Annotated in this window: 22 protein-coding genes and 1 pseudogene; 9 read left to right on the top strand and 14 right to left on the bottom strand. The window is 68.9% G+C overall.

Features of this window, described 5'->3' with window-relative positions:
* Positions 1-40: 40 nt before the first annotated feature.
* Positions 41-1,117, bottom strand: a complete 1,077-nt coding sequence (locus DOL89_RS15030; protein ID WP_162937544.1) for an MBL fold metallo-hydrolase — start codon at positions 1,115-1,117, stop codon at positions 41-43.
* A 144-nt stretch (positions 1,118-1,261) separates the two neighbouring features.
* Between DOL89_RS15030 and DOL89_RS15025 the strand changes: the two genes are divergently transcribed.
* Positions 1,262-2,773, top strand: coding sequence for an L-lactate permease (locus DOL89_RS15025; protein ID WP_119679878.1), 1,512 nt, complete (start codon positions 1,262-1,264; stop codon positions 2,771-2,773).
* 6 nt (positions 2,774-2,779) lie between these two features.
* Here the strand turns inward: DOL89_RS15025 and nadC are convergent, their stop codons facing one another.
* From nadC to DOL89_RS15005, 4 genes are all read right to left on the bottom strand, one after another.
* Entirely contained in the window at positions 2,780-3,634 is an 855-nt protein-coding gene (nadC, locus tag DOL89_RS15020) for a carboxylating nicotinate-nucleotide diphosphorylase (RefSeq protein ID WP_119680462.1), read from the bottom strand.
* Between the two features lie 116 nt (positions 3,635-3,750).
* Positions 3,751-5,388, bottom strand: coding sequence for an L-aspartate oxidase (locus tag DOL89_RS15015; RefSeq protein WP_119679877.1), 1,638 nt, complete (start codon positions 5,386-5,388; stop codon positions 3,751-3,753).
* A gap of 187 nt (positions 5,389-5,575) precedes the next feature.
* Complete coding sequence (gene nadA / locus DOL89_RS15010) at positions 5,576-6,616, bottom strand: quinolinate synthase NadA (RefSeq protein WP_119679876.1); 1,041 nt, start codon at positions 6,614-6,616, stop codon at positions 5,576-5,578.
* A 248-nt stretch (positions 6,617-6,864) separates the two neighbouring features.
* The gene (locus tag DOL89_RS15005) at positions 6,865-7,533 is read right to left on the bottom strand and encodes a ChrR family anti-sigma-E factor (protein WP_119679875.1); all 669 of its coding nucleotides are present in this window, start codon (positions 7,531-7,533) and stop codon (positions 6,865-6,867) included.
* Positions 7,534-7,831: 298 nt separating this feature from the next.
* Here DOL89_RS15005 and DOL89_RS15000 point away from each other — a divergent pair, with 298 nt between their 5' ends.
* From DOL89_RS15000 to metK, 8 genes are all read left to right on the top strand, one after another.
* The gene (locus DOL89_RS15000) at positions 7,832-8,416 is read left to right on the top strand and encodes an invasion associated locus B family protein (RefSeq protein ID WP_119679874.1); all 585 of its coding nucleotides are present in this window, start codon (positions 7,832-7,834) and stop codon (positions 8,414-8,416) included.
* Positions 8,417-8,567: 151 nt separating this feature from the next.
* Positions 8,568-9,959: a tRNA (N6-isopentenyl adenosine(37)-C2)-methylthiotransferase MiaB gene (gene miaB / locus DOL89_RS14995; RefSeq protein WP_119679873.1), complete on the top strand. Its 1,392-nt coding sequence runs from the start codon at positions 8,568-8,570 to the stop codon at positions 9,957-9,959.
* Positions 9,956-10,978: a PhoH family protein gene (locus DOL89_RS14990; RefSeq protein WP_205574597.1), complete on the top strand. Its 1,023-nt coding sequence runs from the start codon at positions 9,956-9,958 to the stop codon at positions 10,976-10,978. The genes miaB and DOL89_RS14990 overlap by 4 nt, the downstream gene beginning before the upstream one ends.
* A gap of 159 nt (positions 10,979-11,137) precedes the next feature.
* On the top strand, positions 11,138-11,800 hold the full coding sequence (ybeY, locus tag DOL89_RS14985) for an rRNA maturation RNase YbeY (protein ID WP_119679872.1): 663 nt from the start codon (positions 11,138-11,140) through the stop codon (positions 11,798-11,800).
* 8 nt (positions 11,801-11,808) lie between these two features.
* Positions 11,809-12,744 (top strand): hemolysin family protein, encoded by a 936-nt coding sequence (locus tag DOL89_RS14980; RefSeq protein ID WP_119679871.1) that lies wholly within the window; start codon positions 11,809-11,811, stop codon positions 12,742-12,744.
* A gap of 20 nt (positions 12,745-12,764) precedes the next feature.
* The gene (gene lnt, locus DOL89_RS14975; protein WP_119679870.1) at positions 12,765-14,387 is read left to right on the top strand and encodes an apolipoprotein N-acyltransferase; all 1,623 of its coding nucleotides are present in this window, start codon (positions 12,765-12,767) and stop codon (positions 14,385-14,387) included.
* 112 nt (positions 14,388-14,499) lie between these two features.
* Positions 14,500-14,949: a helix-turn-helix domain-containing protein gene (locus DOL89_RS14970; RefSeq protein ID WP_119679869.1), complete on the top strand. Its 450-nt coding sequence runs from the start codon at positions 14,500-14,502 to the stop codon at positions 14,947-14,949.
* Positions 14,950-15,084: 135 nt separating this feature from the next.
* The gene (gene metK, locus DOL89_RS14965; protein ID WP_119679868.1) at positions 15,085-16,248 is read left to right on the top strand and encodes a methionine adenosyltransferase; all 1,164 of its coding nucleotides are present in this window, start codon (positions 15,085-15,087) and stop codon (positions 16,246-16,248) included.
* A gap of 74 nt (positions 16,249-16,322) precedes the next feature.
* Here metK and truB read toward each other — a convergent pair.
* From truB to DOL89_RS14925, 9 genes and pseudogenes are all read right to left on the bottom strand, one after another.
* Positions 16,323-17,257 (bottom strand): annotated as a pseudogene (gene truB / locus DOL89_RS14960) (tRNA pseudouridine(55) synthase TruB).
* Positions 17,247-17,831, bottom strand: coding sequence for a 30S ribosome-binding factor RbfA (gene rbfA / locus DOL89_RS14955; protein WP_119679867.1), 585 nt, complete (start codon positions 17,829-17,831; stop codon positions 17,247-17,249). The pseudogene truB and the gene rbfA overlap by 11 nt, the downstream one beginning before the upstream one ends.
* A gap of 164 nt (positions 17,832-17,995) precedes the next feature.
* Positions 17,996-18,307, bottom strand: a complete 312-nt coding sequence (locus DOL89_RS24965) for a type II toxin-antitoxin system VapC family toxin (RefSeq protein WP_162937543.1) — start codon at positions 18,305-18,307, stop codon at positions 17,996-17,998.
* Complete coding sequence (locus tag DOL89_RS24960; RefSeq protein ID WP_162937542.1) at positions 18,304-18,588, bottom strand: type II toxin-antitoxin system Phd/YefM family antitoxin; 285 nt, start codon at positions 18,586-18,588, stop codon at positions 18,304-18,306. Before DOL89_RS24960 ends, DOL89_RS24965 begins: the two co-directional genes overlap by 4 nt.
* Before the next feature lie 87 nt (positions 18,589-18,675).
* Positions 18,676-21,396 carry a translation initiation factor IF-2 gene (infB, locus tag DOL89_RS14945; RefSeq protein WP_119679865.1) on the bottom strand — a complete coding sequence of 907 codons (2,721 nt, stop codon included), beginning with the start codon at positions 21,394-21,396 and terminating at the stop codon, positions 18,676-18,678.
* A 151-nt stretch (positions 21,397-21,547) separates the two neighbouring features.
* Positions 21,548-22,282 carry an RNA-binding protein gene (locus DOL89_RS14940; protein WP_225889817.1) on the bottom strand — a complete coding sequence of 245 codons (735 nt, stop codon included), beginning with the start codon at positions 22,280-22,282 and terminating at the stop codon, positions 21,548-21,550.
* Positions 22,283-22,348: 66 nt separating this feature from the next.
* Positions 22,349-23,845 carry a transcription termination factor NusA gene (gene nusA / locus DOL89_RS14935; protein WP_119679864.1) on the bottom strand — a complete coding sequence of 499 codons (1,497 nt, stop codon included), beginning with the start codon at positions 23,843-23,845 and terminating at the stop codon, positions 22,349-22,351.
* A 75-nt stretch (positions 23,846-23,920) separates the two neighbouring features.
* Positions 23,921-24,652: a ribosome maturation factor RimP gene (locus DOL89_RS14930; protein WP_119679863.1), complete on the bottom strand. Its 732-nt coding sequence runs from the start codon at positions 24,650-24,652 to the stop codon at positions 23,921-23,923.
* A 200-nt stretch (positions 24,653-24,852) separates the two neighbouring features.
* The gene (locus DOL89_RS14925; protein WP_119679862.1) at positions 24,853-26,184 is read right to left on the bottom strand and encodes a hemolysin family protein; all 1,332 of its coding nucleotides are present in this window, start codon (positions 26,182-26,184) and stop codon (positions 24,853-24,855) included.
* Positions 26,185-26,346: the final 162 nt, after the last annotated feature.

Raw genomic sequence — 26,346 nt, 5'->3', positions numbered from 1 at the left:
CTCCTGGCCTTCCAAGGGTCCGGGCGGCATCCCGCCGGCGTCAGGCCCCCAGCTCCCGGTACCATGCGTCGAAGGCGAAGGCGAACACCTTCGGGCTGAACTGGAACCAGTCGCCCAGCCGTTCCGGTATGCTGAACGCGGCCGCCGCCTGTTCGGCCGGCTGGCCGGCCTTGTGGGCCTTCCGCGCCGCCTCTCCCACCAGGGCCAACAGCTCGCGATAGCGATCCATCTCCGGCTTGTGGGCCAGATTGCCGTGGCCGGGGACGTAGAGCGCGTCGGCCTCGGTCAGCAGCGTGTCGCAGGTGGCGTTCCAGCGCGATGGCGTGCTGTCGCCGTAATAGGGGAAGATGCGGTTGAAGACCAGATCGCCGGTGAAGATCACCCGCGGCTCCTCCAGCTCGATGGTCACGTCGCTGTCGGTGTGGCCGCCGCGCGGAACCAGCGTGACCACCCGCCCGCCGAGGTCGATGCGCACCGGCTTCACCGGATCGGTCATGATCCGGTTCGGCGTCATGAGCTGATGGGTGGTGGGGGCGAGGTCGGATGCCGCCGCCCCCGCTTCCGGCGGTGCTGGGGTGGTGTAGCGTTCGACGGCCAGATCGCGCGTCACGCGGGTGGCGACAATGTCCGGCCCCTCCGCCCCGCGACGATAGCCGCCAAGCCCGCCGGTATGGTCGGCATGGAAATGGGTCACCACTACATGGGTCGGCCGCCGGCCGGTGAGCTGTTCGGCCATGTCGGACACCCAGGCCGCGCCGGCTGGCTGGTTGAAGCCTTCGACCACCAGCACCCCGTCCCGCCCGGCGATGATGCCGCCGTTGGACATGGTCTGAAGCTGCGGATTCGCCGGGTCGGCCCAGGGGGTGGAGACCACGGCCCAGACCCCGTCCACGATCCGCTCCACCCGGGCGAAGGATGTGCTGGCCACCGGCGCGCCGGAGGCCTTGGCGGCCCCTTCCGCCGACCAGGCCCGCTTCGCCGTGCCGGACAGCCCCGCCATGCCGAGGGCCAGGAAGCCGGCGCAGCTCAGCGTGCGGGACAGGAAATCGCGGCGCGAGCCGCAGGAACAGCCCGGTCCGTGCAGCCGGACGGGATCAATATCGAACATAGGGCGCATGGCGTTTCCTCCCCCGATTGGTTCCGCCAAGAGGATGACGCGGCGCAGCGAAGTTGCAAGCACTGCCCGCATTTGCGATGCCTGCCCCCAGCCATGCCCGGCCATTCCGCCCGCCGAGCCCGTTGCAGAGGGTCCATTTGTCAGATGCAGGCATTCCTCGCCACCCTGCCCATCGCCCTGATCCTTGTCCTGATGGTGGGGCTTCGCCGTTCCGCCGCCACATCGGCCCTGGTGGGGCTGGCCGCCGCGGTCGCGGTGGCGCTGGCGGTGTTTCCCGTGGAACAACCGGGGCGGCTGCTGGCCGGTGTGGGGATGGAGGCCGGGTTCACCACGCTGACCATCCTGTGGATCATCTTCCCCGCTTTGTGCCTGCATGAGCTTCAGACCCGCACCGGGGCGGTGGACACGCTGCGGGGCGGCCTGGCCCGCCTGTCCGCCGATCCGCGGCTGCTGGCCATCCTGATCGGCTGGTTCTTCGGCCTGTTCATCGAGGGGGCGGCCGGGTTCGGCACCTCCGCCGCGCTGGCGGCCCCCATGCTGGTGGCGGTGGGCTTTCCGGCCCAGCGGGCCGTGGTGCTGGCCCTGATCGGCCATATCGTCGGGGTCAGTTTCGGGGCGGTGGGCACGCCGGTCCTGCCCCAGATGGCCGTCACCGGGTTCAGCGGGCTGGAGCTGTCGGCAGCGGTGGGAATCATGCATGCGGCGCTGGGCGGGATCATCATGGCCTTCCTGCTGCGCGCCGTGGCGGCTGGCGCGCCGCTGCCGCAGCCGACACCCGGCCTGCCGGCCTGGGGCTGGGGCGTGCTGGCCGCGGCGGCGGTGCTGGCGCCCTATCTCCTGCTGGCGCTGTTCGTGGGGCCGGAGCTGCCAACGCTGGGCGGGGCGCTGCTGGGCGGAACCTTGTTCGTGCTGGCCTTGAAGCGCTTCGGCGGCACGGCCGGGGCGATGGCGGATGCGGAACAAGGCCGCGGCATGCTGTGGGCGGGGCTGCCCTATCTGGTGCTGGTGGCGCTGATCCTGGTGAGCCGGCTGATCCCCGACCTGAAGGAGGCCCTGCGCGGGGTGGAGATCGGCTGGACCATGACGGGCGGCTTCTCCGGCACGGTGCAGCCGCTGTACCACCCCGGCACCATGCTGCTGGCCGGGTTCCTGATCGGCGGGCTGATGCAGGGGGCCAGCGGAGCCAAGCTGGGCGGCGCTGCCAAGGCCGCGGCCCTGCGCCTGCCCAAGGTGGCGCTGGCGCTGGTGGCGATGCTGGCGCTGGCCCGGCTGATGGTGCATTCCGGCATGATCGAGTCCCTGGCCGCCGCCGCGGCCGCCGGGCTGGGACCGGTCTGGCCGGTGTTGAGCCCGTTCGTGGGCGTGCTGGGCAGCTTCGTCACCGGCAGCGCCACCGCCAGCAACATCCTGTTCACCGATTTCCAGGAGGCGACGGCCAATGCGCTGGGGCTTCCGGCGCTGCCGCTGCTGGGGGCGCAGAATTTCGGGGCGGCGGTGGGCAACCTGATCTGCCCGCACAACATCATCGCCGCCTGCGCCGTGGTCGGGCTGGCCGGGCAGGAGGGGGAGGTGCTGAAGCGCACCGCCCTGCCCGCCCTGGTCTATGCCGTGGCCGGTGGGGCGCTGACCTGGGTTCTGGTGCTGTGGGCGGCGTGAGCCCACTCAGACCGGTTCGAAATCCAGGCCGACATCGAAATTCTTCACGCTGTGGGTCAGCCAGCCCAGACTGATCAGCGTGACGCCGGTTTCCGCCACCGCCCGCACCGTTTCCGGCGTCACGCCGCCGCTGGCTTCCGTGATCATGCGGCCATCCACCATCCGCACGGCCCGGCGCAGGGTGGCGGGGTCCATATTGTCCAGCAGCACGGCATCCGCTCCCAGCGGGATCAGCTCGGCAAGCTGGTCCAGCGTATCCACCTCCACCTCGATCTTCACCATGTGGCCGATATGGGCGCGGGCGCGCTCCACCGCGGCTTTCAGCCCGCCGGCGGCGACGATGTGGTTGTCCTTGATCATCACGGCATCATCCAGGCCGAAGCGGTGGTTGCTGCCGCCCCCGACCCGCACGGCGTACTTCTCCAGCATGCGCAGGCCAAGCGTGGTCTTGCGGGTGCAGACGATGTGCGCTCCGGTGCCCTCCACCGCCGCCGCCAGCTCATGGGTCTGGGTGGCGATGCCGCAGAGCCGGCCCAGCAGGTTCAGCGCCGTCCGCTCCGCCGACAGGATGGGCCGCGCCGCCCCTTCCACCACCGCCACCGTGCCGCCGGCCGCGACACCGGCGCCATCCGCCGCCTGGACGGTGATGGACAAGGCGGGGTCCAGCAGGCGGAAGGCGGCCAGCGCCGGTTCCAGCCCCGCGATGACGCCCGGCTTGCGCGCCCGCAGGATGGCGCGCGCCCTGGCCTCCGCCGGCACGCAGGCATCCGCCGACAGATCGCCGGCCCGCCCCAGATCCTCCCGCAGGGCGGCGCGGACCAGATCCTCATACATGACGGGATAGAGCGGGGCGTGGGGCATGGCGGTCTCGGGCATTGCTATCGGTAGGTCGCGAGGAGCGAAGCGGATTGCGACATGTGGACGGGCGCGAGGGGAAGGGATCGTCGCAATCCGCTTCGCCGCTCGCGACCTACGGATCAGGCCGGCACCAGCTCCGGCGTCGCGACATCGGCCAGCGTCAGCACCTGCCGGCGGAGCCATTCCGGCCGCGGCTGCGGCCAGTCGGTGCGGGCGTGGGCGCCGCGGCTTTCGGTGCGGCCAAGGGCGGCCTGCACCACCAGCCGGCTGATGAGCAGCCGGTTCCGCAGCTCCCCGGCTGCCCGGACATCCCCTGCGGCAAGCCCGGCCATCCGGCGCAGCCGGTCGGCCCGGTGCTGGAGGTCGGCAAGGTCCATGAGGGCGCGGGACAGGCCGGCACCGTCGCGGACCAGCCCCGCTGTGCGGGCCATGACCGTGCGCGCCGCATCGGCCAAGCCGGCAAGCCCGGTACCGTCCGCGGCAACCGCGGGAGCCTGCGGCACCGGCGCGTACGGCGCCGGGGCGGGGTGGGCCAGGATGGATGCCGCCGCACGCTCGGCGAAGACGATGGCTTCCAGCAGGCTGTTGCTGGCCAGGCGGTTGGCCCCGTGTACGCCGGTGCAGGCCACCTCGCCCGCCGCATACAGCCCCTGTACGCTGGTGCGTGCGTCCAGGTCGGTCACGACGCCGCCCATATGATAGTGGGCGGCGGGGGCGACCGGCACAGGCTGCACCGCCGGGTCGATGCCGGCTTCGGCCAGGATGGCGGCCACGGTGGGGAACTTGGCGGCCCCGCCCGCCACCCAGATCGGGCGCAGATCCAGGAACACGCGCTGTCCAGCGGCGATGCGGGTGCCGATGGCGCGGGCGACCACGTCGCGGGGGGCCAGCTCCGCATCCGGATGCTCATCCGGCATGAAGCGGCGGCCGCTTCCATCCAGCAGATGCGCCCCGGCCCCGCGCAGGGCTTCGGTCAGCAGGGGCGTACGCCTCCCGGCTTCGGCGGCGAGGGCGGTGGGATGGAACTGAACGAATTCCAGATCGGCCAGCTCGGCCCCGGCCAGCGCCGCCAGCGCCAAGCCGTCGCCGGTGGACTCCTCCGGGTTCGTGGTGTGGCGGTAGAGCTGCCCGATGCCGCCGGTGGCCAGCAGCACCGTGCCGGTGCGGTGGAACACCCAGCCGGCATCGGCGTGGTGGGCCAGCACGCCGGCGATCCGCCCTTGCTCCACCACCAGTTCCCAGGCGAAGGCGCCGGTGCGGATGTCCACATGGGGGGCCTGCCGCACCCGGCTGGCCAGCCAGCCCGTCAGGGTGCGGCCGGTGGCGTCGCCGCCGGCATGCAGGATGCGGCTGGCGCTGTGCGCCGCCTCCCGCCCCAGCAGGATGCGCCCGGCCCCGTCCCGGTCGAAGGGCAGGCCGCGCCCGATCCAGGCGTTCAGGCGCTGGGCCCCCTCCCGCGTCAGCAGCTCGGCCACCAGGGGATCGGTCAGGCCGGCGCCGGCCGCGACGGTGTCGGCGGCATGGCTTCCGGCGCTGTCGCCGTCCCCCACCGCCGCCGCGATGCCGCCCTGCGCCCAGTTGCTGGAGCCGCCGGGCAGATCGCCGGTCTTGGTCAGCAGGGTGACCCGCCGCGGGGCAAGGCTGAGCGATGCGACCAGCCCGGCCATGCCGGAGCCGATCACCACCACCTCCGCCTCCTCAACCCGCACACCCGGCCGCTGCGGGCCGGACCCGATCCTGAAGACGCCGCCATCCATGTGCCGATGCCTTTCACTTCACTGCGTTTGACGGGCAGTAGAGCTACCGAATAATCCACCGTCACCCTGGCGAAAGCCGGGGCCCAGGAGTCCCAAGGCCAGAATTACCAAAGCCGGTGCTGGCGGCCCCTGGGTCCCGGCTTTCGCCGGGATGACGGTCCATGAAGCGGGGGGAAAGACGCCCGCCCTACTTCACCGCCAGCATCCGCTCCACCGCCAGCCGGGCGCGGCTGGAAACAGATGCGTCGACTTCCACCCGCGGCTCCAGCGTGACCAGGGATTCCAGGATGTTGGACAGGGTGATCTTCTTCATGTGCGGGCAGAGATTGCAGGGCTTCACGAACTCCACATCGGGGTTCTGGGCCTGCAGATTGTCCGCCATGGAGCATTCGGTGATCAGCAGCACCCGCTTCGGCTGCCTGCCTTCCACGAAATCCTGCATGTTGGCGGTGGAGCCAACGAAATCCGCCTCCGCCAGCACGTCGGGCGGGCATTCCGGGTGGGCGATGATGGTGATGTCACCCTTGAAGCGGCCGCGATAATCGCGGAGCTGCGCGCCGGTGAAGCGCTCATGCACCTCGCAGTGACCCTTCCAGGTATAGACCTTCTTGGAGGTCTGGGTCGCCACCCACTTGGCCAGGTATTCGTCGGGGATGCACAGCACCTCGTCGCCCGGAAGGCTCTCGATCACCTTCACGGCATTGCCGGAGGTGATGCAGATGTCGCTTTCCGCCTTCACCTCCGCCGAGGTGTTGACGTAGGTGGCGATCGGCACGCCCGGATATTTCTGCCGCAGCAGCCGCACATCGGCCGCCGTGATGCTGTCGGCAAGCGAGCAACCGGCGGAGCCGTCGGGGATCAACACCGTCTTGGCCGGATTCAGGATCTTCGCCGTCTCCGCCATGAAATGGACGCCAGCCAGCACGATCACGTCGGCATCGGTGTCCACGGCGCGCCGGGCCAGCGCCAGGCTGTCGCCCACGATGTCGGCCACCGTGTGGAAGATTTCCGGCGCCTGGTAGTTGTGCGCCAGGATGACGGCGTTCTTCTCCCGCTTCAGCCGGTTGATGGCATGCACCAGCGGGGCGTGGAACGGCCATTCCATGGCCGGGATCACATCCTTCACCCGCTCATAGATCGGGCGCGTCGCCTCCGCCACGGCGGGCGTGTAGGAAAGGTCCAATTCGGCAAGGGCGGCCCGGGCTGCGGCCTGCTCCGTAACACTCATCAGCGTGTCCTCCGGCCCGTCGCCTTCCGGCTTACCCGGTGGGGACGGTCTGTCTGCGGCCGTGGCGGCATGCACGACCCTTATGCTCGAACTGAGCATTAATATGCTTATGCTCGCCCAGAGTATAAGTGGGAGTCAAGCTGGACTTTGGGGGAACAGGGCCGCTCCCCGATGCAGGCCCGCCCTGCGTCAGCCTGGGAACTGGCCTTGGCTGAGGGCAGCGCGGATGGCGTAACCCGCAACGGAGGTCAGAGGCGGAGGAAGGAATTCAGCAGGCGTCCGGTCGGACCGGTGAGCCTGAGGGGCGCATCCGTGACGAGCAGGCATACGCATTCCCCGCTCTCACCCGCCATTGGCCGGTGGTCCACGCTCCCGTCGCAGAAATCCAGGTCGCCGCGCTGGAAATGCCGGTCGCCGTCGCTGTAGCCGCCGGAGAGCACCAGCGTCAGCTCGGTTCCGGCATGAGTGTGCCGGGGCAATGCCGTGCCGGCGGCGACCCGCAGCAGCCTGGCCCTGGCGGTGCCGGAGCGGACGGGCACGGTCGCCTGGGCCAATCCCGGCAGGATACGGGTCCAGGCCACCTGGTCCAGGTCGCCGCCGACATATCCCCGCAGGGGTTGCGGCAGGACCGGCAGGCCGGCGGCGGCGGGCTTGGCGCAGGAACGGGACAGGGTGGCGACTTCGCCGCCCGGCGCGTCGAGCCGGTTCAGGAAGGCGGTCAACAAATCCTCATCGACCGGCGGGGCTGGCAGATCGTCCAGCAGCACGCCGCCCAGCGTTTCCAGCCGGCGCACCTCTCCACGGCAGACCAGGCAGAGCGCCAGATGGGTGGCCAGCGCAAGCGACTGCGCCTCCCCCAGCCCGCCGGCGGCATAGGCCATGAGCAGTTCGTCCGGGGCGTGGTGGAGCGGGCTCATGATGCCCGTCCCGGCGTTGCTCCGGAGCGGCGAAGGGCCGATGGGGCGAGGCCGACCTCGCCAAAGGAGCCACTCTCCCGGCCCTTGCGATCCGGGAGATAAGGGGTCATGTGTCCGGCAGCCGCCCGACGGAAGGTCGCTTGTCCCATGATTGCCGATACGGCTGCGAACGCCGTTCGGATCAATCCCGGCGGCGGAATTCTGTTGGAATCGTTAATCCGTGGTGACCATCCGCCAAGGAGGCAGGGTGCTTAAGCCTTTCGTTAGCCCGGTGGAATCCGTTATTGTTCGTCCCGCCATGCGTTCGACAAACCGACACTCCCCCGCGCCATCCCCTTCCGCCCGCCGGCCCGTCCGGGTGCTGGCCGCGCTTGCGCTGACTGCCGGGCTTGCCCTGGCCGCGTCTGCCGGTCCCGCCTCGGCCCAGTCCAGCGAGCCGAAGCTGATCGGCACCTTCCGCGACTGGAACGCCTTCGTGCTGGACGAGCCCGGCGGGCGCGTCTGCTGGATGGCCAGCAAGCCCACCAAGGACGAGGGCAATTACAGCCGCCGGGGCGACATCTTCGCCCTGGTGACCCACCGTCCCTATGAGAAGAGCCTGGACGTGGTCAGCTTCGTCGCCGGCTATCCCCATGCGGACGGGTCCGAGGTCACGGTCCAGATCGGCAACAGCCGGTTCGAGCTGTTCACCGAGGGCGATACGAGCTGGGCTCGCGACGACAAGACCGACCGCGAGATCGTCCAGGCCATCCGGGCCGGCAGCTCCATGGTGGTGCGCGGCACCTCCTCCCGCGGGACGCGGACCACGGATACCTACAGCCTCGCCGGCTCCTCCGCCGCCTACGACGCCATCAACAAGGCCTGCGACGTCAGCGGACGCTGAGGTCGCGGATGGGCCGTGGGCCGCGTTCGCGCGTTAGCACCCTTGCAACCATCGTCCGCACGCGCGGTTGACTAAGATGCGGCGGTGCTTATCTTTCCGCGGTTTCCGCCGCCACGTCCGTGTCCGGCGCGACCGGTGTTGAGGGTGTTCCTTGAAGAAGAAGCTCTTCATCAAGACCTACGGGTGCCAGATGAATGTCTATGACAGCGGCCGCATGGCCGATGTCCTGGCACCGCTTGGTTATGAGCCCACGGACGCGCCCGAGGGCGCGGACATGGTGATCCTGAACACCTGCCACATCCGGGAAAAGGCGGCGGAGAAGGTCTATTCCGAACTGGGCCGCATCCGGCAGCTTCAGAAGGACAAGGCGTCCGACGGCGGGCGCATGGTGGTGGCCGTGGCCGGCTGCGTGGCCCAGGCCGAGGGTGCGGAGATCATGGTCCGCGCCCCGCATGTGGACATGGTCTTCGGCCCCCAGACCTATCACCAGCTTCCCGAGATGGTGGCCCGCGCCGTGCGCGGCACCGGCGGGGTGGTGAACACCGACTTCCCGGTGGAGAGCAAGTTCGACCTGCTGCCGGAGGAGAGCGCCGCCCCGGCCGGGCCGGCTGCCTTCCTGAGCGTGCAGGAGGGCTGTGACAAGTTCTGCACCTTCTGCGTGGTGCCCTATACGCGCGGCGCCGAATTCTCCCGCCCCGTCGCCCAGGTGATCGCGGAGGCGAAACGCCTTGCCGCCGCCGGCGTGCGCGAATTCACCCTGCTGGGCCAGAACGTCAACGCCTACCATGGCGAGGCCCAGGACGGCACTGTCTGGGGCCTGGGCCGGCTGATCCGCGGGCTGGCCGAGCTGGAGGGGGTGGAGCGCATCCGCTACACCACCAGCCATCCGCGCGACATGGACGACGACCTGATCGCCGCCCATGGCGAGGTGCCGCAGCTCATGCCCTTCGTGCACCTGCCGGTGCAGTCCGGCAGCGACCGCATCCTGGCCGCCATGAACCGCAAGCACACGGCCGACGATTACCGCCGGATCGTGGAGCGCATGCGCGCAGCCCGGCCGGATCTGGCCTTGAGCAGCGACTTCATCGTCGGCTTCCCCGGCGAGAGCGACCAGGATTTCGCAGACACGCTGCGGCTGGTAACCGATATCGGCTTCGCCCAGGCCTACAGCTTCAAGTACAGCGCCCGCCCCGGCACGCCGGCCGCCGGCATGGACGGACGGCAGGTGCCCGAAGCCGTGAAGGATGAGCGGTTGCAGGCTCTGCAGCAGCTCCTGAACGCCCAGCAGGTCGGGTTCAACGAATCCTCCGTCGGACAGGTGCAGGACGTGCTGCTGGACCGCGTCGGCAAGAAGGCGGGCCAGTTGCTGGGCCGCGGCCCCTATATGCAGTCCGTGCACCTGATCGCGCCCGAGCGGCTGCTGGGCAGCGTGGCGCCGGTGCGCATCACCGCCGCCTTCGCCAATTCCCTGACCGGCGAGGTAGTGACCCTGGACGACCACGCCGCGGACGCTGCGGCCGGAACAGAGGAGGTGCGGGTTTGACGGTACCGGATGGCCCGAGCTTCGTTCCCACCGGGAACGACCGTCGCATCGACCTGACCTTCGACGACAACCGCCTGTTGCCGCTGCTCTTCGGTGAGCATGAACAGCATCTCAGCCGGATCGAGAAGAAGCTGGGCGTGACCCTGGTCAGCCGCGGCAATGTGTTGACCATCGCCGGGCCGGCGGATTCCGCCGATGCCGCCCGCGCCGCCCTGGACACGCTCTGGGACCGGCTGAAGGCCGGCATGGGCGTCGGTGCGGCGGAGGTGGATGCGGCGCTGCGCATGGCGACCGCCGTGGACGTGTCGTTGCGGGAGGCGGCGCTGTCCGCCCTGGCCGATCCGAAGGCCGGCCTGCGCACAAAGCGCCGGGCAATCGTGCCGCGCAGCCCCACCCAGGCCAAGTATCTGGACGCCCTGTCGCAGTATGAGCTGGTTTTCGGACTGGGCCCGGCCGGCACCGGCAAGACTTATCTGGCCGTAGCCCAGGCGGTGAGCCTGCTGATCGCGGGTCAGGTGGACCGCATTATCCTGTCGCGCCCCGCCGTCGAGGCGGGGGAGCGGCTGGGCTTCCTGCCCGGCGACATGAAGGAGAAGGTGGACCCCTATCTGCGCCCGCTCTACGACGCGTTGCACGACATGCTGCCGGGCGATCAGGTCACCAAGCGGCTGGAGAACGGGGTGATCGAGGTGGCGCCGCTGGCCTTCATGCGCGGCCGCACCCTGTCCAATGCCTTCGTGATCCTGGACGAGGCGCAGAACACCACGCCGATGCAGATGAAGATGTTCCTCACCCGCCTGGGCGAGGGCAGCCGCATGGCCATCACCGGCGACATCACCCAGATCGACCTGCCGTCCGGCCAGAAATCCGGCCTGAAGGATGCCATCCGCATCCTGAACGGGGTGGAGGGGGTCGGCTTCGTCAGCTTCACGGAGGCCGACGTGGTCCGCCATCCGCTGGTTGGCCGCATCGTCCGCGCCTACGACGCCGACGTGAAGGCCGGGCCGGAGGGGGCGTGAGGTGAAGCCGGCCTCCTTTTCTCTGTCACCCCGGCGGAAGCCGGGGCCCAGGGGCCGCCCGCACCGCCCTTGGGACTCCTGGGTCCCGGCTTTCGCCGGGATGACGACAGGTTTGAGAACACCGGGGACGGAAACCGTGGATCTCAAAGGCATCCACTCATGACCGGCAGCACCGAAATCCTGGTGACGGTGGAGCATTCCGCCTGGGAGGACGCCCTGCCCGAGGTGGAGGCGCTGGTGCTGCGCGCCGCCGAGGCAGCGCTGGCCGGGGCCGTCGAAGACGATCTCTACGATATTCCAGCGGGCCCGTCGGAGCTGTCGGTGGTGCTGGCCGACGACGCCATGGTGCATGAGCTGAACCGCACCTACCGCGGCAAGGACAAGCCCACCAATGTCCTGTCCTTCGCCCTGTTCGCCGATGCCGAACAGGAGGAGACGGATGAGGATGATCTGCCCATCCCGGAAGGGGTGGACGGAAAAGACGGCGACGAGGATGCCGAATCGCTGGCACCATCCGCGCCCCCTCCTGTACTGTTGGGCGACGTAATTCTCGCCTATGAAACCGTGGCGCGGGAATCGGCTGAGCAGGGCAAGTCCCTGGCCGACCACCTGACCCACCTGGTTGTTCACGGGGTACTGCACCTGATCGGGTACGACCATATCGCCGATGACGAAGCCGACGACATGGAGCGGCTTGAGACCGGCATTCTGGACAAGCTCGGCATCCCCGACCCCTATGCCGGCAGCGACGGTTACCGTCCGCCGGATGAGCCCGATGACCCCGACGGCCGAAAACGGCCGGGCGCGGCGCCCACTTCCTAGATAAGACGATGGCCGATCTCAGCGACAGTCGAACGCCCCGTGAAGACGGGGCCGAAGATCACAACTCCCTCTCCCACCAGTTCCGGGGATGGCTACGCGCCGTCCTGGGCGGCCGCGGCGACAATACGCTGCGCGATGCGATCGAGGAGCTCATCGAGGAGCGCGACAGCGCGGAAAACTCGATCGCAGCCGACGAACGCATATTGCTGGCCAACATCCTGAAGCTCCGGGACCGGACCGTGGTGGACGCCATGGTCCCCCGGGCCGACATCGTGGCCGTTCCCGCCGACATCACCCTGCCGGAGCTGGTCAAGCGCTTCTCCGAAGAGGCGCACAGCCGCATGCCGGTGTTCCGGGAGAATCTGGACGATGTCGTCGGCATGCTGCACATCAAGGATGTGCTGGGCTGCGTGGCCGACCAGAAGCCGTTCAACATGCAGGCCATCATCCGCGAGGTGCTGATCGTGGCGCCCAGCATGCCGGTCCTGGACCTGCTGCTGCACATGCGCCAGACCCGCCAGCACATGGCGCTGGTGGTGGACGAGTTCGGCGGAATCGACGGGCTGGTCACCATCGAGGATCTGGTCGAGGAGATCGTCGGCGAGATCGAGGATGAGCATGACGACGCGGTGGAGCCCAAGGTTGTCCCCCGCGCCGACGGCACCCTGATCGCGGATGCCCGCCTTCCGATAGAAGATTTCGAGGCCCGGGTGGGCCGGATCTTCGAGGAGGATGAGCTGGAGGATATCGACACGCTGGGCGGTTTGGTCTTCTCCCTGGCCGGCCGCGTGCCCGCCCGCGGGGAGCTGCTGCGCCATCCCTCCGGCGTGGAATTCGAGGTGATCGAGGCCGACCCACGCCGTATCAAGCGCCTGCGGGTCCGCAACCTGCCCCCGCCGCCGGAAGACGAGGCCGCTCCCGCAACGAGGGCTGCCGCGTCGTGACCCTGGGTGGAGCCGCCGCGATGGCGACGCCGCATGCCCCGCTGAACCGTACGGCGGAATGGCTGGGCGCGCTGACCGGCTGGCGGCGGGCCCTGGCCGCCGCCGCCGCCGGGGCCACGGCGGCCTTCGCCCTGTCGCCGGGCTATGCCGTGCCGCTCTGGTGGCTGTGCCTGCCCGTGCTGATCTGGATGATCCGCGGCAGCGCTACCGCCCGCGGCGCCTTCTGGACCGGCTGGTGGTTCGGCTTCGGCCATTTCGTCTTCGGGCTGTACTGGATCAGCTTCGCCTTGTGGGTGGATATCGCCCGCTTCTGGTGGGCCGTGCCGCTGGCGGTGGCCGGCCTGCCCATGCTGCTGGCCATCTTCACCGGCTTCGGCGCGGCCCTGTTCAAGTCGCTGGCCTGGCGCTGGCGTCTGCAGGGAGCCGCGGAAGCGCTCCTCTTCGCCGTGATCTGGACGGCGATGGAGTGGCTGCGCGGCCATCTCTTCACCGGCTTTCCCTGGAATCTGGTCGGGTACGGCTGGTCCGCCTGGCTGCCGGTGCTGCAGTTCGCGTCGGTCGCCGGGATCTACGGCCTGTCGCTGCTGACCGTGGCCGCCGCTGCCATGCCGGCCGCTTTCGCCGGCCCGCCGGAGCGCCGCCGGCAGGCCATGGCGGGAACCGCCGCCGGGCTGGCCCTGTTCGCTGCCATCGCCGGCTGGGGCGCATGGCGCATGGCGGGAACCGAGGGGCGCGCCGCGGAGGATGTCACGATCCGCATCGTGCAGCCCAATATCTCCCAGAAGATGAAAAGCGACCGGGACGCCCGGCTCGCCAATTTCCAGCGTCTGCTCCAGCTTTCCAGTTCCGCCGGTTGGGACAAGGTCACCGCCGTCGTCTGGCCGGAGACAGCCATTCCCTGGCTGCTGGTCGAAGGGGAGCCTTTTACCCTCTCAGTGACAGAGGCGCTGGCGTCGGTGACCCCGCCCGGCGGCTACATCCTGGCGGGAACGCCGCGCGCCACCCTGGACGGCGAGACCGGCGGCACGCGCTACTGGAACGGCATGGTGGCCGTGGACAGCGCCGGCCATCTGGCCGCCACCTATGACAAATTCCACCTGGTCCCCTTCGGCGAGTACATGCCGTTCCGCAGCATCCTTCCGGCCGGCGCGGTCTCGGCCGTCGCCGCATCCGCGGGCGATTATGCCGCCGGCCCGGGGCCGCGGACACTGGACCTGCCGGGCCTGCCGCCGGTCGGACCGCTGATCTGCTATGAGGTGATCTTCCCCGGCAATGTGGCCGCATCCGTGGCCCCCGACGGGGCGGAGGGGCCGGGCCGCCCGGCTTGGCTTCTGAACCTGACCAACGATGCGTGGTACGGGGAGACATCCGGCCCCCACCAGCATTTCGACATCGCCCGGGTTCGTGCGGTGGAGGAAGGCGTGCCGCTGGTGCGCGCGGCCAATACCGGTATTTCCGGCATCGTCGACCCCTATGGGCGGATTACCGCCTCCCTCGGATTGGGGCGGGAGGGAGTTGTCGACGCTGCCCTGCCCCAAGCGGTTCCGGACGCCACCCTGTATGCGCAATATGGTGACTGGACCCTGGTCACATTATTACTTTTCCTGTCTTGCCTGATTGTTCCACTCGCGCGACGGATGTAGATCGTGGCATATCTTCGTATGCAGCTATGCTTCGATGTGCCTCAAGGCCGGACTTGACCGCATAAGAACGTATGTCATAGGCTGCCACCAGTTCAGACTGGAGGTTGCGATTATGGAGACAGCGACACGGGGGCGTCGTGGCGGCGGACGCCCGCGCCTTGGAAAGCCCAACCCCGTCGACGTGCATGTCGGGTCTCGTGTGCGGCTTCGGCGGACGCTGCTGGGAATGAGCCAGGAGAAGCTGGGCGAAGCCATCGGCCTGACCTTCCAGCAGGTCCAGAAATATGAGCGGGGCGCCAACCGCATCGGCGCATCCCGTCTGTTCGACCTGTCCCGCGTGCTGGACGTGCCGGTGTCCTTCTTCTTCGACGACATGCAGCCGGACGGGGCCGAGGCCAAGCCGGCGAGCACGCCGGAGGAGTCCGGAGAGCTGGACCCGATGGCCAAGCGCGAGACGCTGGAGCTGGTGCGCGCCTATTACCGCATCACCGAACCGGCGGTCCGCAAGCGCATCTTCGAGCTGGCGAAGGCCGTCGCCGCATCCGGTACCGAAAAGGTCTAACCCGTCAGGTTGTCGAAGCACTTGACCGGCCCGCCGCGGATTGCGACAACACGCCGCCAGGACTGCGTCCGGGCAACGTGCGCCCTTCGACGGGTACGGCGCACGTTCCAGAACATCCAGCGCCGAGGGGTCCCCGTGGCCAAGTCGAACTACATCTTCACGAGCGAGTCGGTGTCCGAAGGGCACCCGGACAAGGTCTGCGACCGCATCTCCGATGCCGTTGTCGATCTGTTTCTGAGCCACGATCCCTATGCGCGCGTCGCCTGCGAGACGCTGGCCACCACGAACCGGCTGGTTCTTGCCGGCGAAGTCCGCGGTCCGCAATCCGTCCTCGACGAGGTCGAAAGCGTCGCCCGCGCCGCCGTCAAGGACATCGGCTATGAGCAGGACGGCTTCCATTGGGAGAAGCTGGATTTCGCCTGCCACCTGCACCAGCAGTCGGCCGACATCGCCGTCGGCGTGGATGCCGCCGGCAACAAGGATGAGGGTGCCGGCGACCAGGGCATCATGTTCGGCTATGCCTGCGACGAGACCCCGGGCCTGATGCCGGCCCCGATCTTCTACTCGCACAACATCCTGAAGTCCCTGGCCGATGTCCGCCATTCCGGCGAGGTGGCTTGGCTCGGCCCCGATGCCAAGAGCCAGGTCTCGCTCCAGTACATCAATGGCCGCCCGGCGCGCGCCACCTCCGTCGTCGTCTCCACCCAGCACAATGAGGGTGTGAGCAACGAGGAGATCCGCGAGACGGTCCGCCGCTATGTGCAGAGCGTGCTGCCGGACGGCTGGATGTGCCCGGAGGATCAGTTCTACGTGAACCCCACCGGCCGTTTCGTCATCGGCGGCCCGGACGGCGATGCCGGCCTGACCGGCCGCAAGATCATCGTGGACACTTATGGCGGTGCGGCTCCGCACGGCGGCGGCGCCTTCTCCGGCAAGGACCCGACCAAGGTTGACCGCTCCGCTGCCTATGCCGCCCGGTATCTGGCCAAGAACGTGGTCGGCGCCGGTCTGGCCCGCAAGTGCACGATCCAGCTCAGCTACGCGATCGGCGTGTCGCACCCGCTGTCGGTCTATATCGACACGCACGGCACCGGCGAGGTGGATGAAGACAAGCTGTCCGACGTGCTGCGCCAGCTCATGAATCTGAGCCCGCGCGGCATCCGCGAGCATCTGAAGCTGAACCGGCCGGTCTATGCCCGCACCGCCGCCTATGGCCACTTCGGCCGCGAGCCGGATGCCGAAGGCGGCTTCTCCTGGGAGAAGCTGGATCTGGTCGAGCAGCTCAAGGCTGCTTTCTAAGCCGCATCGACGCCGATAAGGAAAAGGCCGCAGGATCGCTCCTGCGGCCTTTTTCATATGTCCTCGTGCGGCGTCTACAAATTCAGAACCCGCACCGGCTTGACCTCCGCCCCTCGACCCGCACCAGCGCCACCGGACGGCCGGCGCAGGTCGCAAGGGCGGTGCCGTCGCCGACCGCCTGCTCCACCGCGCGCAGCCGCTCCAGGTCCGACCGGCGGAGCAGACCCACAGCCTGCCCCTGGCGCAGACGGAAGGCCTCCGCATCGCTGAGGTCCAGGGCCGGGATCTGGTCCAGGGCGGTCTCGATGGGCAGCAGCGGCGGCTCCGCCTCCGGGTCCTGGGCAAGCCTCTCCAGTTCCTCCAGCGTCATCGCCTCGGCCAGAGTAAAGCGGCCGACGCGCAGCCGGCGCAGCTCCTCCACATGGCCCACCGTGCCGAGGGCAACCGCGATGTCGCGGGCAAGGCTGCGCATATAGGTGCCCTTGCCGCATTCCACTTCGATCACCGCATGGTCGGGATCGGGGCGCTCGGTCAGCAGGATGCTGTCGATGCGGACGTCGCGAGCGGCGAGATTCACCTCCTCCCCCTCGCGGGCGAGGTCATAGGCGCGCTCGCCATCCACCTTGATGGCGCTGTAGCGGGGCGGGATCTGGCTAATCCAGCCGGTGAAGCCTTCCAGCGCCGCCTCGATCTCCCCATCCGTCGGGCGGGACGGGTTGGTGGAGATCACCTGTCCGGCGCGGTCGTCCGTATCCGTCGCCTCCCCGAACTTCAGGACGAAGCGGTAGGTCTTCTGCCCGTCCATGGCGAAGTTGACGGTCTTCGTGGCCTCGCCGAAGGCGATAGGCAGGATGCCCGTGGCGATGGGGTCGAGCGTGCCGCCATGGCCCGCCTTCTCCGCCTTCAGCAGCCAGCGGCACTTGGCCATCACCTGGGTGGAGGTCATGCCGCCCGGCTTGTCGATCACCAGCCAGCCATGCAGGGGCCGCCCCTTGCGCTTACGCGCCATGGCGGCCGTCCTCGTCATCGTCCGGCTCGGTGCCGTTCATCCCGTGGGAGGTGCCGTTGACGCGGTCGTGCAGCGGGGACTCGCCGTCCTCCTCGTCCAACTCATCCAGGATAGCGTCGTCGTAATCCTCGTCCCCGGCTTCGAGCTGGTCGTCCCGGTCCAGCGGCACGCCCTCGGAATCCAGGTCGCGGGCCACTGCCGGGTCGTGGAGGAGCCGGTCGATCTTGCTGGCGTAGTCGAAGCTGGTATCCGCCTCGAAGCCCAGCCGCGGCGTATGCTGGAGCCGCACCTCGCGCGCGATCTGGCCGCGCAGGAAGGTGGCGGCGCGGTTCAGCGCCGCGATCAGCTCCGGATTCCCGCCGCCCAGCGGCATGACATAGGCGGTGGCATTCTTCAGGTCCGGGCTGACCCGCACCTCCGTCACCGTGACGTTGACGTCGTGCAGCACGGGGTCGCGGAAGTCGCCGCGGCGGAACACATCGGCGAGCGCATGGCGGATTTCCTCGCCGACGCGGAGCTGACGCTGGGACGGGCCGTGCTGGCCGGGCTTGGTGCTGCCTTTGCCTCTGGGCATGTTTGATATCCTTCTGGTCTTACCATCGGCCGCGGGATGGGACCGCGCGCCGCCAGTGGGTGGCTTCACTACTCTGTTTCAACGGTCGAGGAGAAGCGCCGTCACCACAGGACCGGGATGCCGTAGGCGGCGAGACGGGTGTCCGCCGTCATCAGGGTCATTCCCTACGTCTGCGCCTGGGCGACCAGCATGCGGTCGAACGGATCGCCATGGATGTGAGGCAGGCGGCCGATGGCCCGCGTATGCTCGATCCGGATCGGCAGCAGGTGCCAGCCGAACAGCGCAATCGCCCCGGCGACGTCGTCCGGGGCATTCAGTTTCCCGAGAGCCCGCTTGATCTCGGTCTCCCAGGGAGAGGCGATGCTGACCCAGCAACGCCCCGCATTCTCCTGGATGAGCTGGCGCTGCCGCGATCCAAGCCGCGCATGGTCGAAGAAGGACCAGAGCATCACCTGCGTGTCGATCAGGAGCTTCACGGCGTCTCCGGCATATCGCCCTTCGGCCATCGCGTGAATGCGTCGGCGAGATCGGCTGGCAGCGGGGCATCGAAATCGTCGGCAATCCAGCCCTTGTCCTTCCATATCCCGAAGGGCGGTGCGGCTGCGGCCGCGTCCTCGAGCGGTTCGGCCGCGGGCGGGCTGAGCCTTGCGACCGCCCGCCCGTTCTCGGTCAGCACGATCTCCTCCCCCTGGCGTACGCGGGCCACCAGGGCGGCCAGATCGGCCTCGTCGCTCTTCAGATCGATGTGACCGGGCATGGGGACCTCCCAAAAGAGAACGGCCGGCGCTGCGGTGAAGCATAGCGCCGGCCGTCCGGACTTGGAACGGGGGATGGGGCCTGGGGCTTACAGCTCCCGGGCCACCTCCTCCATCTCGAAGGCCTCGATCAGGTCGCCGGGGCGGATGTCGTCGTAATTCTCGAACGCCATGCCGCACTCGAAGCCCTCGCGGACCTCGCGGACCTCGTCCTTGAAGCGCTTCAGCGTCTTCAGGGTGCCCTCGTGGATCACCACGTTGTCGCGCAGCAGGCGGACCTTGGCGCCGCGCTTGACGATGCCTTCCACCACGCGGCAGCCGGCGACCTTGCCGACCTTGGTGATGTTGAACACCTCCTGGATCTGGGCATTGCCCAGGAAGCGCTCGCGCAGGCTCGGGGCCAGCATGCCCGTGAGCATCTGCTTCACGTCGTCGATGATGTTGTAGATGATCGAGTAGTACCGGATCTCCACACCATCGCGCTTGGCCATCTCACGCGCCTGCGGGTTGGCACGCACGTTGAAGCCGATAACCAGGCCGTCGGACGCGTTCGCCAGCGTGATGTCGCTTTCGGTGATGGCGCCGACGCCGGACATCAGCACGCGCACCTTCACCTCGGCATTGTCGCCGGCGACCTTCTCCAGCGCGCCTGCGATGGCTTCGACCGAGCCCTGCACGTCGCCCTTGATGACGACCGGCAGTTCCTTGACGTCGCCCGCCTGGATCTTGCTGAACATCTGCTCCAGCGATCCGCGCCCCTGCTGTGCGGCCAGGGCCTCCCGCTTCTTGCGCTGGCGGTACTCGGTGATTTCACGGGCGCGGGCCTCGTTCTCGACCACGGCAAGGTCGTCGCCGGCCAGCGGCACGCCGTTCATGCCCAGCACCTCCACCGGGCTGGCGGGGCCAGCCTCCTGGACGTTCTGGCCGCGATCGTTGACCAGGGCGCGGACACGTCCCCACTCGCTGCCGGCAACCACGATGTCGCCGACCCGGATGGTGCCGCGCTGGACCAGGACGGTGCCCACCGGGCCGCGGCCCTTGTCCAGCTTGGCCTCGACGATGACGCCTTCGGCCGGCCGGTCGGGATTGGCCCGCAGCTCCAGGATCTCGGCCTGCAGGAGGATGTTCTCCTCCAGCTTGTCGAGGTTCAACCCGGACTTGGCGGACACTTCCACATCCAGCACGTCGCCGCCCATGGCTTCCACCACCAGCTCGTGCTGGAGCAGCTCGTTACGGACGCGGTCCGGCTTGGCCGAGGGCAGGTCGCACTTGTTGATGGCGACGATGATCGGAACCTTGGCCGCCTTGGCGTGGCGGATGGCTTCGACCGTCTGCGGCATGACGCCGTCGTCGGCCGCAACCACCAGCACCACCACGTCGGTGACGTTGGCGCCGCGGGCACGCATCTCGGTGAAGGCCGCGTGGCCCGGCGTGTCGATGAAGGTGATCGCGCCGGACTCGAGCTGCACCTGATAGGCGCCGATGTGCTGGGTGATGCCGCCGGCCTCGCGGGCCGCCACATCGGTCTTGCGCAACGCGTCCAGCAGCGAGGTCTTGCCGTGGTCGACGTGACCCATGACCGTGACGACGGGCGGACGGGGCTTCATATCCTCCGGCCGGTCCTCGATGCCGCGGACACCGATTTCGACGTCGGCCTCCGACACGCGGTAGGGGCGGTGCCCCAGCTCGGTCACCACCAGCTCGGCGGTGTCGGCGTCGATCGCCTGGGTGATCGTGGCCATGACGCCCATACGCATGAGCGTCTTGATCACGTCGGCCCCACGCTCGGCCATGCGGTTGGCGAGCTCCTGGACCGTGATCACCTCGGGGATGGTGACGTCGCGGGTGACCTTCTGGGTTTCCTGCCGGCCATGCAACCGCTGACGCTCACGCTCGCGGGCACGGCGGGCGGCGGCCATGGAGCGGCCGCGGACACCGGAGTCGTCATCGCTGAGCGCCTGGGAGACGGTCAGCTTGCCGCCACGGCGCTTGTCGCCGCCCTTCGGAGCCTTGGCGGCCGGGGCCGGAGCCTTCGGCGCGCCCTTGCCGCCGCCGCCACGACGGCGAGGCGCCTCGTCCTCGTCCTCGACGACGGGGGCGCGTCCGGGCAGGATCGGGGCGCGGGTGGTGACGTCGGTGGCGGTGCGGGCCTCACGGCTGCGCGCCTCCTCGGCCTTCCGGGCCTCCTCGGCCTTCTTGGCCTCTTCCTGCTCACGGCGCTTGCGCTCCGCCTCTTCCACGGCGGCCTTCTCGGCCTCCTGGATGCGGCGCAGCTCTTCCATTTCGCGGCGACGGACAGTGTCCTCGTCCATCGGCTCGAGCGCAGCGGCGCGCTCGGCAGCCACGCGGGCCTCGGCCTCGGCGCGGGCGGCGGCCTCGGCGGCAGCTGCCTCCTCGCGGGCCAGCTGCTCGGCGACGGCACGCTCCTCCGCCTCCGTCAGGGCGCGGCGCTGTTCTTCGACCGCGGCGTCCTGGAGAACGCGCAGGCGCTTCTCACGCTCGGCTTCGCTGAGCCCGCGCAGGGCCCCGCCGCCGCCGCCGCCGCGCTGCGGGCCGCGGCCGGACTGCACGCCTTCCGCCGCCCGGCGTGCGGCAGCGCCGCCGTCGGCGACGCCCGGCACCGCACCCTTTTCGAAGGTGCGCTTGCGCTTGACCTCCACCGCAACCGTGTTCTGCCGGCCATGGCTGAAGCTCTGGCGCACCGTGCCGGCGCCCGCCGCACCGGGTGCGGCGGGCTTGCTGAGTCCCAGCGTCTTTCCAGACAGGCTGAGTTTGCCCTTGTTGCGGTTCTGGTCGTTCGTATCCGTCATCCGAAATCCGAAATGTCCTGGCGGCGGCAAGCCGCCAAAGTTGAACCCGTACAGCCTTGGCCCCTTGCCCGGCCGGTCCACGCCGGGCTGGAACCTTCCCGCCGCCCCCGGGCCATGCCCCGGAACGGAAGGAACCTCATGTCCGCCGCGGTCAGGCGGCGGAAATCTCGTCGGACGGGGCGCCCAGCAGCATCTTCAGGCGCCGCACATCCCGTCTTATCCGGCCGGCCAGCGGTCCGTCGGCCAGCACGACATGCACGGCCTCGTCCCGCCCCAGCGCCTGCCCCAGCTCCCGCCGGTCGAACAGATCGACCGGTTCGAGCCCGCGGGACCCGGCGAGCGGGGCCAGCTTCCGTCGGCCGTCGGCAGCGCCGTCGCGCGCCTCGAGCCAAACGCCGGGGGCATTCCCCTTGCCGACCCGCCCCAACTTCAAGGCGGCGTGGGCCTTTTCGAACCCGGCCACCGCCCCGCCGCCGCGCGACGCCAGACCGATCAGGTCCAACAGACGCCGCCGCATCAGGGTGGCCAGCAGGTCCTTCAGGTCCGCCGCCACTACGACCTTCCGACGGGCCGCTCGGGAAAAGACGTTCTTACCGACCGCCTTTTCAACCAGATCGGCCTCCGCCGTCAACCATAGGCCACGTCCTGGCAGGGTTTCCTCCAGGTCGGGGACGACCTGGTTCTCCGGCCCCACCACGAACCGCACCATGCGGTCCTTCTTCTGGACGGAGCCGCTGACGATGCAGCGGCGGAGCGAGCCGTTCCTGCCCCCAAGCACTTCCGGCTCGTCCAGAACCGCATCCGGTCCGACCGCCTCCGGCTCCGGCACATTCCCGGGCATCTGCCCCGGACCGCCCTTGCCGATACTCTCGGTTCCGGACCTCATCTCGCCTGCGGCTCCCGTCAACTCCGAACCCGGATGCCGGACCCTTCCGGGCCCGGCATCCGATCCTTACTCCGCGGCGCCCTGCTCATCGGCGAACCAATGGGCGCGGGCGGCCATGATGATCTCGTTGGCCTCGTCCAGGGACATGGCGTCCTTGCCGATGATGTCCAGCAGCTCGTCGCCAGCCAGATCGGCCAGATCGTCGATGGTCTTGACCCCATTCTCGCCCAGCTTCACCAGCATGGCGGGATTGAACGCCTCGACCGCGGCGACCTCGTCGGTGACGCCCAGCTCCTGGCGGCGGGTCTCGAGCTTCTGGTTCTGCTCCTCCAGGAAGACCTGGGCGCGGTTCTGAAGCTCGGCCGCCACATCCTCGTCGAACGCGTCGATCGAGGTGAGCTCGGCCAGATCGACGAAGGCGATCTCCTCGACGGAGGTAAAGCCCTCGGTGACCAGCAGATGGGCGATCACATCGTCCACGTCCAGGGCTTCCATGAAAAGCTCCGACCGCGACGTCATTTCCGACTGGCGGCGCTCACGCTCCTCCGCCTCGGTCATGATGTCGATGTCCCAGCCGGTCAGCATGGAGGCGAGGCGGACATTCTGGCCGCGGCGGCCGATGGCCAGCGAGAGCTGGTCGTCGGGCACCACCACCTCGATCTTGCCCGTTTCCTCGTCCAGCACGACCTTGGCCACTTCGGCCGGGGCGAGCGCGTTGACGACGAAGGTGGCCGGATCGTGGTTCCAGGGGATGATGTCGATCTTCTCGCCCTGCAGCTCGCCCACCACGGCCTGGACGCGGCTGCCGCGCATGCCGACGCAGGCGCCGACCGGGTCGATGGAGCTGTCCTTGGACAGAACGGCGATCTTGGCGCGGGAGCCGGGGTCTCGGGCCACCGCCTTGATCTCGATGATGCCGTCATAGATTTCCGGCACCTCCTGCCTGAACAGGCCGGCCATGAACATGCCGTGGGTCCGGGACAGGAAGATCTGCGGGCCGCGCGGCTCCTGCCGCACGTCGTAGATATAGGCGCGGACGCGGTCGCCGGTCTTGAAGTGCTCGCGCGGCAGGGTCTCGTCGCGGCGCAGGATCGCCTCCGCCCGGCCGAGATCGACCGTGACGTTGCCGTACTCCACGCGCTTGACCAGACCGTTGACGATCTCGCCGACGCGGTCCTTGTACTCGTTGAACTGGCGCTCGCGCTCAGCCTCGCGGACTTTCTGGACGATCACCTGCTTGGCGGTCTGGGCGGCGATGCGGCCGAAATCGATGGGCGGCAGGGTATCGACGATGAAGTCGCCGATTTTGGCGCCCGGATTCTTGCGCTGCGCCTTGGCGAGCGGGATCTGGGTGGCCTCGTTCTCCACCTCCTCCACCACCTCAAGGTAGCGCTGGAGCTGGATGTCGCCGGTCTTGCGGTCGATCTTCGCCCGGATGTCGTGCTCATGCCCGTACTTGGAGCGGCCGGCCTTCTTGATGGCCTCTTCCATCGCGTCAAGGACGGAGTCCTTGTCGATATTCTTCTCGCGGGCAACAGCGTCGGCTACGTGCAGCAGTTCCATCGAAGCGATTCCTGCTTATTCCTCATCCGGCCCACCCGCCATGGGTGCGCCTTTCGTTGTCAACTCGGGCTCGTGTCAGGCGTCCCGCCCGTCCGCGTCGTCCGGGGCGTCACGCCTGGACCTGCGCGGCCGGTCTTCGACCTCCATCTCGCCGCCTTCGGTGCCGGGAGCGGCGCCGGCGCGCGCCTCCGCCGCTCGCTTCAGCAGTTCCGGCGTCAGCAACAGCTTGGCGCGGGAAATCGCGGCGAAGGGAATGCGCGCCACTGGCGCCTCCGCCTCCTCCGGCTTTTCCGTCACGCTTTCCGCCGCGGCGGCGCGGGCCGGCATGGGCTCGGCCAGGCTCGACTCGGCGGATTTGCGCTTGCGCTGCTTGGTCTTCGGGGCCTTGCTCTTGGCCGGCTTGCCGGCGTCCGGCTCCAGCGTCAGCAGGACGATGTCGCCCTCCACGCCCTGGATGCGGCCGACGAAGCGCTTGCGGCCCTCCACCAGCTCACCCGTCTCCACCCGCGCCGCCATGCCGACATTGCGGGCGAAATCCTTCAGCCGGGTCAGCGGCTGGTCGATGCCGGGGGAGCTGACCTCCAGCGTGTAGGCGGTGGGGAGCGGGTCCTCCACGTCCAGCACGGCGGCAACGGCCCGGCTGATATCGGCGCAATCATCCACGGTCATGCCGCCGCCGTCCTGGCGTTCGGCCATCACCTGAAGGATGGGCCGGGCGCCGCCGGTCAGATGCACGCGCACCAGCTCATAGCCCATTCCCTCAATGGTGGGGGTGATGATCTGCGAGAGGTGTTCCGTGACGTCCATGCGGTGCCGAATCCAGTCCTTGGTCGGGTGGTCCGCGCCTGGAACGAGGACGTCCAGGCGAAGCGGACCCCAGATAAACAAAAAGGTGGGCCGATGGCCCACCCGCAAAGCGATCCGGCCTGCCAACCGCATCGGCTGGCCGGTTCGTTATGGGATTTGCGGTCTATATAGTCCCTTCACGCCTCCGGGGAAAGCGCTTTTCACATCCCGGCCGGCAGGGATGCGGAATCGTCGGCCTGCGCCGGTCCGACCGGAGCGGCCAGCAGCTTGTCGATCCTGCGTCCATCCATGTCCACCACCTCGAAGCGCCAGCCCTCGTGTTCCACCTGTTCCCCGGCCTTGGGCAGGTGGCCGAGCCGGAACAGCACGAAGCCGGCCAGCGTATGATAGCCGCCATCCGGGTCCCGCAGCCTCCTGATGCCCAGCAGGGCCTCCACCTCCTCCACCGCCAGCATGCCGCCGAGGAGGAAGGAGCCGTCAGCACGGCGCGCCACTTCATCCTCCTCCACATCCTCCCGGCCGGGGAGTTCCCCAGCGATAGCCTCCAGCACATCGGTCAGGGTGGCGACGCCTTCCACCGACCCGTACTCGTCCACCACCACGGCCATCTGCTGCCGGTGCTGGCGGAACAGTTCCAGGAGGCGCAGCACCTCGGTCCCGTCATGCACCACCAGCGCCTCGCGGGTGGCCGCGCGCAGGTCGAGCTCGCCGCCGACCAGCAACTGGTCCAGCAGGTCGCGGGTGGCCACCACCCCCACCACATCGTCCAGCGATCCACGGCAGACCGGGATGCGGCTGTGCCGGCTTTCGACGATGTTCCGCCGCAACGTCTCGATATCGTCGTCCAGGTCCAGCCAGACCATGTCCAGCCGCGGCGTCATCAGCGAGCGGACGGAGCGGTCGGCCAGCCGCATCACGCCTTCGATCATCCGCCGCTCCCCCGGCTCGATCACGCCGGAGGCGCTACCTTCGGCGATCATGCTCTTGACCTCCTCCTCCGTCACCCTGCTCTCCGGCTTCTCCGGCAGGCGGAGCAGCCGGATCAGACCCTCGGTGCTGGCCCCCAGCAGCCAGACGAAGGGGGCCGTGGCACGGGAGACGGCGCGCATGATGGGGGCCGCGAAGGCGGCGATGCCTTCCGCGCTGTTCAGAGCGATGCGCTTCGGCACCAGCTCGCCTATGATGAGCGACACATAGGTGATGACCACCACGACCAGGGCGATACCCACCGTTTCGGCCTGTTCCCCCAGCCAGCCCTGGGCGCGCAGGGCTGCGCCCAGCCTTTCGCCCAGGGTGGCCCCGCCGACGGCGCCGTTGATGACGCCGATCAGGGTGATGCCGATCTGCACGGCGGAGAGGAAGCGGCCGGGATCCTCCTGGAGCTTGAGCGCCGCGGCCGCGCCCCGGCTTCCCGCCTGCTGCATCTGCTGAAGCCGGACCTTGCGGGCGGAAACCACCGCAAGTTCGGACATGGCGAAGAACCCGTTGAGCAGGATGAGCAACAGGACGGACGCGATTTCCAGATAGACCATGACACCCGAATGGCGGCCTGGACCGTCGCGCGGCCCACCCCGGCACTATACCGGGGATTCGGGCCGGGCGGAATGGGGAGCCGCCTCTCATCCGCCAAGGGCATCCGCGTGGCACCGCCCCGTCCGATCGGTCCGGCGTGCGCGGATTGTGACCCGGATCAC

This window comes from Indioceanicola profundi (genome assembly GCF_003568845.1).
GTDB classification, from domain to species: Bacteria; Pseudomonadota; Alphaproteobacteria; order Azospirillales; family Azospirillaceae; genus Indioceanicola; species Indioceanicola profundi.
This window is presented reverse-complemented; position numbering and strand designations above follow the sequence as displayed.

Coding starts and splice junctions, on each gene's coding strand:
- DOL89_RS15030 (WP_162937544.1), bottom strand. CDS start 1,117: ATGCGCCCTATGTTCGATATTGATCCCGTCCGGCTGCACGGACCGGGC.
- DOL89_RS15025 (WP_119679878.1), top strand. CDS start 1,262: ATGCAGGCATTCCTCGCCACCCTGCCCATCGCCCTGATCCTTGTCCTG.
- nadC (WP_119680462.1), bottom strand. CDS start 3,634: ATGCCCCACGCCCCGCTCTATCCCGTCATGTATGAGGATCTGGTCCGC.
- DOL89_RS15015 (WP_119679877.1), bottom strand. CDS start 5,388: ATGGATGGCGGCGTCTTCAGGATCGGGTCCGGCCCGCAGCGGCCGGGT.
- nadA (WP_119679876.1), bottom strand. CDS start 6,616: ATGAGTGTTACGGAGCAGGCCGCAGCCCGGGCCGCCCTTGCCGAATTG.
- DOL89_RS15005 (WP_119679875.1), bottom strand. CDS start 7,533: ATGAGCCCGCTCCACCACGCCCCGGACGAACTGCTCATGGCCTATGCC.
- DOL89_RS15000 (WP_119679874.1), top strand. CDS start 7,832: ATGCGTTCGACAAACCGACACTCCCCCGCGCCATCCCCTTCCGCCCGC.
- ybeY (WP_119679872.1), top strand. CDS start 11,138: ATGACCGGCAGCACCGAAATCCTGGTGACGGTGGAGCATTCCGCCTGG.
- DOL89_RS14980 (WP_119679871.1), top strand. CDS start 11,809: ATGGCCGATCTCAGCGACAGTCGAACGCCCCGTGAAGACGGGGCCGAA.
- lnt (WP_119679870.1), top strand. CDS start 12,765: ATGGCGACGCCGCATGCCCCGCTGAACCGTACGGCGGAATGGCTGGGC.
- DOL89_RS14970 (WP_119679869.1), top strand. CDS start 14,500: ATGGAGACAGCGACACGGGGGCGTCGTGGCGGCGGACGCCCGCGCCTT.
- rbfA (WP_119679867.1), bottom strand. CDS start 17,831: ATGCCCAGAGGCAAAGGCAGCACCAAGCCCGGCCAGCACGGCCCGTCC.
- DOL89_RS24960 (WP_162937542.1), bottom strand. CDS start 18,588: ATGCCCGGTCACATCGATCTGAAGAGCGACGAGGCCGATCTGGCCGCC.
- infB (WP_119679865.1), bottom strand. CDS start 21,396: ATGACGGATACGAACGACCAGAACCGCAACAAGGGCAAACTCAGCCTG.
- DOL89_RS14940 (WP_225889817.1), bottom strand. CDS start 22,282: ATGAGGTCCGGAACCGAGAGTATCGGCAAGGGCGGTCCGGGGCAGATG.
- nusA (WP_119679864.1), bottom strand. CDS start 23,845: ATGGAACTGCTGCACGTAGCCGACGCTGTTGCCCGCGAGAAGAATATC.
- DOL89_RS14930 (WP_119679863.1), bottom strand. CDS start 24,652: ATGGACGTCACGGAACACCTCTCGCAGATCATCACCCCCACCATTGAG.
- DOL89_RS14925 (WP_119679862.1), bottom strand. CDS start 26,184: ATGGTCTATCTGGAAATCGCGTCCGTCCTGTTGCTCATCCTGCTCAAC.